Raw genomic sequence first — 7,490 nt, forward strand, 5'->3', positions numbered from 1 at the left:
TACCGCGAACTTATGTATTGGTCCGCGGCTTCACAACGTCTGAATGAGCTTCGCGCTCAAAAAGCCGCATTAGGCTGTCAGAGAGCGGGCAATCGTGGCGGCCAAACGCGCATTGTTGAGCACAAGCGCGATGTTCGCCTCGAGAGAGCGGCCTTCTGTCAATTCAAAAATCCGCTGCAACAAAAAGGGCGTAACGGCTTTGCCGATGATACCTTTGTCCTCGGCTTCGGACAGAGCCGCGCTGATAATGGGAGACAACTCCTCGGCTGCGATTTCGTCAGAGACGGGGATCGGGTTGGCGACCAATTGGCCGCCAGGCAGGCCCATGGCAATCCGCGTTTTCTGCGCGTTGGCAATGTCTTCGGCGGTGTCCATGCGCAAGGGCGCAGTCATGCCGCTGCTGCGCGACCAGAAGGCGGGGAAGTCGTCTTGGCCATAGGCGATCACCGGCACACCGTTGGTTTCCAGAACCTCGAGTGTTTTGGGCAGATCAAGGATGGCTTTGGCGCCCGCCGCGACCACCGTTACGGGGGTGTGCGCCAGTTCATTCAAGTCCGCCGAGATGTCAAAGCTGGTTTCAGCGCCGCGATGCACGCCGCCAATTCCGCCCGTCGCAAAGACACCGATCCCCGCAAGGTGCGCGCAAATCATGGTCGCAGCCACTGTGGTTGCGCCGGTTCCGCCGGTGGCAATACAGGCCGCGATGTCTGCGCGGGACAGCTTGGCGCAGTCTTTGGTCTGGCCCAGATCTTCGAGTTGCGCATCTGTCAGACCCGCGTGGATGCGTCCGCCAATCACAGCGATGGTTGCAGGCACGGCACCGGCCTCGCGGATGGTTTCCTCGACCTTACGCGCGGTTTCCACATTCTGAGGATAGGGCATCCCGTGGGTGATGATCGTGCTTTCCAGCGCGACGATGGGACGGTTTTCCGCTTTGGCGTCAGCGACTTCGGGCGAAAAGGTGATGTCAATCATAGGGGGTCTCTCCGGAAACGTGCGCGGCGGCGGCGGCCTGAGCGGCCATAAGCGCCGCCTCTCGGTCCGCGCCCCGCGCTTCGGCCACGATGTGCGCAGCCATGAAACTGTCGCCCGCGCCGGTGACGCGTGTCACCAAGACTTCGGGCGGTTGACGGGTGATGATGCCCTCGGCACTGCCGTCTGCGGACGCGCGCCCACCGTCTGTGACCAGCGCGCGTTTCGCGCCGCGTGTCACCATGCCATCTGCGGCGGATGCGGCATCAGGAAATTCGGTCTGGCACAGCAAACCGGCCTCTTCGAGGTTCACATAGAGGGTCGCGTTGCCAGCCTCGACCAAGGGCAAAAGCCGTGTTGCCTTGCCCGGTGAGGCGGGCGCAACCCGCAGATCGGCCTGCTGAAAGACTGGATCGACCGCGATCTGGGCCAAAAGAGCCTCTGTCAGATTGCCATCAAGGGCGATGAACCCGCCATACGGCGCGCCAGCGCTACCCAATGTGCCGTCCGTTAGTGGGCGCAGGATTTTATCACCAGCCTCTTCCAACGAATGGGCGTCCGCGATGGCGGCAATTAGGCCATTTGCACCTTCGACCGCCATATAAATATCTGTGGGCAGATCCTCGGACAGATAGATGTGATCGGTAATCAGCCCGCGGCGGCGGCAATCGGCCAGCAGCTCTTGGCCCGCAGGGTCATTTCCGACAGCAGAGAGCAGGGCAGGGATCATGCCCTGACGCCGCAAAGTCATCGCGATATTCAGCGCCACACCCCCCGGCACGCGGATGATACGGCCCGGCACGTCGCTGCCCTGCCGCATGTGGCTTGAGGACCGGCCGATGATGTCCCACAGCACGGAGCCGATGCACAGGATTTCTGGTGTCGAAGTCATAACGGCCTCTTGCCGATACACGCCGTGCGGCGCAAGGGTTTTTTACCGAACGGTAAAGGTGAGTGCGGCCCAGAGGCTCTGCCAGACTATTCCGTCCGCTTCTGCAGTGGCGGCATCCGGTTCGCGCATCACGACGGCGTCGAACAGATAGGTATGCTCTGGTTTCACCGCGACCGCGCCAATGCCGTTTGCGTCCGTGCGCGTTGTCATGATTGCGACGGTGCCGTCGGGCGCACGTTCAAACACTTCGATCTGGGCATCTGCGCGAGGCTCCCCTTGGTAAAGCAATTCCACATCCATCACGCCGTCGAAGTTTGGGACATAGGGGTTATCGAGCGCCACAAACTCGGTTTCCATGCCCAGATCGGTGTCAGATCCCGCGCCATCCCCGATCGCCACGAGCGCTTTGGCATAGCGCAGATAGCCCTCGCGAAAGCCTGTCTCTGGCAGGCCGCGCGCCACGTGCTGTTCCAGAACTTCGGGAAAATCCTTGTGCGTACAAAAGGCCTCGAACTTCTCGGCATCGGTGTATGTCAGGCGGTTCTGGGTCGAGACATAGGCCAAGACTGCCAATCCGTCGTCCTGCGCTGTCAAGGACACTGCGGGGATATCCCCGAGCCGCCCGTCGACAGGCATAACGTCACCCTCCACAACCAAATCCAGCCGCTGTTGCTTGGCGGGCATATAGGCCAAGCGAAATCCAGAAAAGTCCTCGCCGTTCCGGATATCTGCCTCTAGGGTCTGCCCAGAAGTGATTTGAAACTCTCGAGGTTCGAGCCACGTCTCATGGGCAGCTGCCGCTTGAGACAGCAGGCAAAAACAGATTGAGGAGATGGGAATGAAGCGCATAATCGGGTCCAGTATGTTGGGCTATCTCAGGGTGTGGCTTACCGCGGCGGTGTCAAGTGTTGTCCTGTCGGCTGGCGCCCAAGCCCACGAGGTTACGCCCTCGATTGCGGACCTGACCGTAATCGAAGGTCAGGCGACGTTGGACATTCGCGCCAACCTCGAAGCGTTCATCGCGGGCATCGACCTGACCTCGCTCGAAGACACGAATGACTCTTCTGAGGCCGGCGAGTATGATCGTCTGCGCGCCTTGCCGCCTGCAGAGTTGGTGGATCAGATGCGCCGCGTCTGGCCGAGCTTTGCCGAGGATCTGCGGATCATGACCGATCAGGGGCCCGCCAATAAAGAGCTGATAGATGTCACGGTCGAGGAGACACCCGATCTGGACCTGCCACGCCCCAGCACGCTACACATCACCGCCAACCTGCCTGCCAACGCCACTAATGTACAAATCGACTGGCCAGCGACCTACGGCGCTTTGGTCGTGCGGCAACAAGGGGTCGAGAACCCTTATACCGGCTATCTGACAGATGGCACGCCGAGCGAACCGATCGAAATCGCAGGCGGCCAAGCGCAAACCGGCCTGCAAGCGTTCCTGAGCTATATTCCGGTTGGCTTTGACCACATCCTGCCCAAAGGGCTCGACCATATTCTATTCGTCTTGGGGCTCTTTTTCCTGTCCACCCGCATGGGGCCGCTCCTGTGGCAAATCTCGGCCTTTACGCTGGCACACACTGTCACCTTGGCGCTTGGCGCGCTGGGGCTGGTGTCTGTCCCCGGTAGCATCGTAGAGCCACTTATTGCCGCCTCCATTACCTTTGTCGCGGTCGAAAACATCTTGTCCAAGGGCTTTAGCCCGTGGCGTCCCGTGGTGGTGTTCGTCTTTGGTCTGCTACACGGGCTTGGCTTTGCCTCGGTACTTGGCGAGTTTGGCCTGCCTCAGGATCAGTTCATTCCCGCGCTTATCGGCTTTAACGTCGGGGTCGAGGTCGGACAGCTGACCGTGATCGCCATTGCATTCCTTGCTGTGGGGCTGTGGTTTGGATCCAAGCCGTGGTATCGGGCGTATATTGCCATCCCAGCCAGCGCGGTTATCGGGCTGATCGGGGCCTATTGGTTCCTTGAGCGCACCATTCTGGCCTGATTAAAGGCGAACAGGCAATTAAATCGGGCAGGGGGCTTGTCAATCAGGCCCTTTGCCTTTACACGCACGCGCACTGAAATCCGCTGGCTGGGTTTTGGGCCTATGAGGGAGAAATCCTCATATGTCCGCCGGTTGGACCATATGGTCCCTCACCCCAGCCGAGGCATGAAACCGGAAAGGATATAGGACATGGCTCTTCCTGAGTTCTCCATGCGCCAACTGCTTGAAGCAGGCGTACACTTTGGCCACCAGACCCAGCGCTGGAACCCCCGTATGGGCGAGTTCATCTACGGTGCGCGTAACGGCATCCACATTCTCGACCTGACCCAGACTGTTCCCATGCTGGACCAGGCCCTGAAGGTCGTCCGTGATACCGTCGCCAAAGGCGGCCGCGTTCTGTTCGTTGGCACCAAGCGTCAGGCGGCTCAGCCCGTTGCAGACGCTGCAGAAAAGTGCGCACAGTACTACATGAACCACCGCTGGCTCGGCGGCACTCTGACCAACTGGAAAACTGTTTCGCAGTCGATCCAGCGTCTGAAGAACATCGACGAAGCCATGGAAGGCGGCGCCGAAGGTCTGACCAAGAAAGAGCGCCTGCAGATGGAACGCGAGCAGACCAAACTGCAAGCGTCGCTCGGTGGTATCCGCGAGATGGGCGGCGTTCCTGACCTGCTGTTCGTCATCGACGTGAAAAAAGAGCAGCTGGCCATACAGGAAGCCAACAAGCTGGGTATCCCTGTTGTTGCTGTCGTCGACACCAACTGCAACCCCGCAGGCATCGACTACATCATCCCCGGCAACGACGACGCGGCCCGTGCAATTGCACTGTACACCGATCTGGTGTCGCGCGCTGCTTTGGACGGCATGACCGCTCAGCTGGGTGCTGCTGGCGTTGACCTCGGCGAGCTGGAAGCTGGCCTCGAGGAAGAGCTCGGCGAAAACGCATAAGCGTTTACAAAACTGACATCGGGCGCGGTTAAATCCGCGCCCAAGCCCTTTATTCAGGGCGTTGACCCCGACATTGAGAGGAGCCTTATCATGGCGATCACTGCAGCACAGGTAAAAGAACTGCGCGAGATGACCGGCGCAGGCATGATGGATGCCAAAAAAGCGCTGACCGAAACCGACGGCGACATGGACGCCGCTGTTGACTGGCTGCGCACCAAAGGTCTGGCGAAAGCTGCCAAGAAATCGGGCCGTACCGCTGCGGAAGGTCTGGTCGCTGTGAAAGTCGAAGGCGGCAAAGGTGTGGCTGTTGAAGTCAACGCCGAGACTGACTTTGTTGCGAAAAACGCAGAATTCCAGGCAATGGTTACCGACATCGCCGGCGCCGCGATCAACGTTTCCGACGTTGAAGCGCTGAAGGCAGCTGACGTCGATGGCAAAACCGTTGAAACCCTGATCACCGACAAGATCGCAAAAATCGGCGAGAACATGACCCTGCGCCGCATGGCGTCGGTCGAAGCAGAAAACGTCGTGTCCTACGTGCACAACGCAGCTGCAGACGGCATGGGCAAAATCGGTGTTCTGGTTGCTATGAACGGCGGCGACGAAGCATTCGGCCGTCAGGTTGCAATGCACATCGCAGCAGCGAACCCCGCAGCTCTGAACGAAGACGCGCTGGACGCAGCTTTCGTTGAAAAAGAGCGTCAGGTTCAAATCGACATCGCGCGCGAGTCGGGCAAGCCCGAGCAGGTCATCGAAAAGATGATCGAAGGCCGCATGAAGAAGTTCCTCGCGGAAAACACTCTGCTGGGTCAGGCGTTCGTTGTGAACCCCGATCTGACCGTCGAAGCAGCGGCCAAAGAAGCTGGCGCAACCATCGTCGCATACGTGCGCATGGAAGTTGGCGAAGGCATCGAGAAAGTCGAAGAAGACTACGCTGCCGAAGTTGCGAAGCTGGCCAACGGCTAAGCCGCGACTCATCGCGAATTATGGGGCAGGGGGCGCATATGCGCCCCCTTTTCCTTTGCGTGAAGCTGACTTTACGCTCCGCTGCCACAGCTGATGTTGGGCAAAAAAAGAGGCACCGGAACAAGTCCGGTGCCCTAAGAAAAACGCCCCGAGGGATGGGGATGTACGAGGCGTAGAAGCCGGCGAAAAAGTAGAAAATTCCTCTTTCACCGACAGGTCTAAACGACCACCCAAGTAGGCTGGCTAGCAATCTCTAGCATCTCTACCCGGTGTTCCCTGGCCAAAGCCACCACTCACGGAACATACTTTTGATGCCAGATTTCCCTTGCGTCAGGTAAGTCAGGTATTCCGTACCTAGCGGCCAAAATTCACCTTTAAGGTAGCGAATTCATGACCTTACCTCTTATTATTGCTCTACGATAAACATTTGGTTCTGAAAGGCTGCTTTGAGTACAGCCTGTGCAGTTGTTTCCACATTGAGAGATTCTCGAGCAAGTCTGAGATGCTTTTCCACCGTCGCGGGTGTCAGCCCCATCAAGATCGCAATATCCTGAGTCGTCTTGCCATCGCCGACCCACTGAAGCGCTTCGCGTTGGCGCTTTGTCAGGCTGCGCGTGGGCGGCGTGTAGGGCAGGCTGGAGATCTTGAGGTGGGCAACGTTGTTGGCCAGAACGATATCGCGGCCGTGCTCATCCCAGATCGCATCAACGTCGTCTTGGCTCAGTCCTTCGCGCGCCGTCAACGCTGCCGCGCCCTTGGACCGTTGGGACACAGACTTAAAGGAAATCGTATAGCCCGCTGTAACGCCCATACGCTGATTGAAATCTACAACCTTCATCTCGGCTTTCGTCATCGTACCACTTTCGACCATCTCTGCCATCATGCGCCAGCTGCAAGCGCCTTCGTGCTCCAGCGCCCATTTCACCATCGGCGCGTGAAAATAGAAGCCGTCGTTGATGAAGGGCTCGATATACTCGGGTTTGTGCGTGGTAAGGATCAGGAAATCGTTCGGGTCTCCCAAGGAGTAGCCGCTGCGGTAGTGCGTCAGGCCGTAAATCAGACGGTCAAAGCCATAGGCCTGCATTCGTTCCGCGTGCCGCTTCCACAGTTCCTCGAGCGTAGGAGCATCTGTAATCGCCTCGAGGTGGGATGAGATGGACATCATCATCTTGTCGACCTTACCTTAACTACAATACGGGCCGTTCCTGCGCGCAATGCAAACCATTCGCCGTAAATAATGCAAATGGAGATCGCCTCCGGTCCAGCCGTGAATTCTAAGTTCTCGATTTAGGTCAGCATCGTGTTGAGATCTGACTAACAACAGACGTAACCCCAGATTATATCTCGTGAAAATCCATAAACGCGCGACGTAAAAATCAAAAAGCGACTGTTCGCAGATGCTCGCGGGACACAATCCCATGCATCTTGTACCGACCTCAAAACCCCGAGATCAAGGCTGTTAGCGGAAATGATGCGCGCGAATGCGTCGTTTCGAGCGTTTATTTTAAGGCAGCGTGATGTTTGTACGACTTTAGTGCTAAGTCGGCATTCTAAATATTAACATAATCCTGATTATAAGAACACCTACACACAGTGCGGCACATTCTAAACTGGGTTGCGACAAACTCTCTATCTTGCTGAAAAGCAAGGAGACCGGACATGGCCCACACAGAACTGGATTTACACGAAAGACGCGCGATCGAAGATATGCTGAATGCGAAG

General features: G+C 57.9%; 7 protein-coding genes. 3 read left to right on the top strand and 4 right to left on the bottom strand.

Translation table 11 applies throughout. The features are described 5' to 3' along the window. Window positions 1-69: 69 nt before the first annotated feature. Genes BM225_RS19725 through BM225_RS19735 form a run of 3 tightly spaced genes read right to left on the bottom strand, consistent with a single transcriptional unit; the run spans window position 70 to window position 2,713 of the window. On the bottom strand, window positions 70-975 hold the full coding sequence (locus BM225_RS19725) for a pseudouridine-5'-phosphate glycosidase (protein ID WP_072706453.1): 906 nt from the start codon (window positions 973-975) through the stop codon (window positions 70-72). Then, window positions 968-1,864 (bottom strand): PfkB family carbohydrate kinase, encoded by an 897-nt coding sequence (locus tag BM225_RS19730; protein WP_072706454.1) that lies wholly within the window; start codon window positions 1,862-1,864, stop codon window positions 968-970. Before BM225_RS19730 ends, BM225_RS19725 begins: the two co-directional genes overlap by 8 nt. Window positions 1,865-1,906: 42 nt before the next feature. Continuing rightward, entirely contained in the window at window positions 1,907-2,713 is an 807-nt protein-coding gene (locus tag BM225_RS19735) for a DUF4198 domain-containing protein (protein ID WP_072706455.1), read from the bottom strand. On the opposite strand from BM225_RS19735, the gene BM225_RS19740 reads away from it, so the two are divergent. The 3 genes from BM225_RS19740 (at window position 2,703) to tsf (ending at window position 5,768) form a co-directional block, all read left to right on the top strand. Further along, the gene (locus BM225_RS19740) at window positions 2,703-3,854 is read left to right on the top strand and encodes a HupE/UreJ family protein (RefSeq protein WP_072706456.1); all 1,152 of its coding nucleotides are present in this window, start codon (window positions 2,703-2,705) and stop codon (window positions 3,852-3,854) included. The genes BM225_RS19735 and BM225_RS19740 overlap by 11 nt on opposite strands. A 189-nt stretch (window positions 3,855-4,043) precedes the next feature. Further along, on the top strand, window positions 4,044-4,802 hold the full coding sequence (gene rpsB / locus BM225_RS19745) for a 30S ribosomal protein S2 (RefSeq protein ID WP_072706457.1): 759 nt from the start codon (window positions 4,044-4,046) through the stop codon (window positions 4,800-4,802). 90 nt (window positions 4,803-4,892) lie between these two features. After that, the gene (tsf, locus tag BM225_RS19750) at window positions 4,893-5,768 is read left to right on the top strand and encodes a translation elongation factor Ts (RefSeq protein WP_072706458.1); all 876 of its coding nucleotides are present in this window, start codon (window positions 4,893-4,895) and stop codon (window positions 5,766-5,768) included. A 406-nt stretch (window positions 5,769-6,174) separates the two neighbouring features. Here the strand turns inward: tsf and BM225_RS19755 are convergent, their stop codons facing one another. Continuing rightward, window positions 6,175-6,930 carry a LuxR family transcriptional regulator gene (locus BM225_RS19755; RefSeq protein WP_072706460.1) on the bottom strand — a complete coding sequence of 252 codons (756 nt, stop codon included), beginning with the start codon at window positions 6,928-6,930 and terminating at the stop codon, window positions 6,175-6,177. Between the last annotated feature and the right edge of the window lie 560 nt (window positions 6,931-7,490).

The organism is Donghicola eburneus (assembly GCF_900115865.1).
In the GTDB taxonomy this organism is placed as follows: domain Bacteria; phylum Pseudomonadota; class Alphaproteobacteria; order Rhodobacterales; family Rhodobacteraceae; genus Donghicola; species Donghicola eburneus.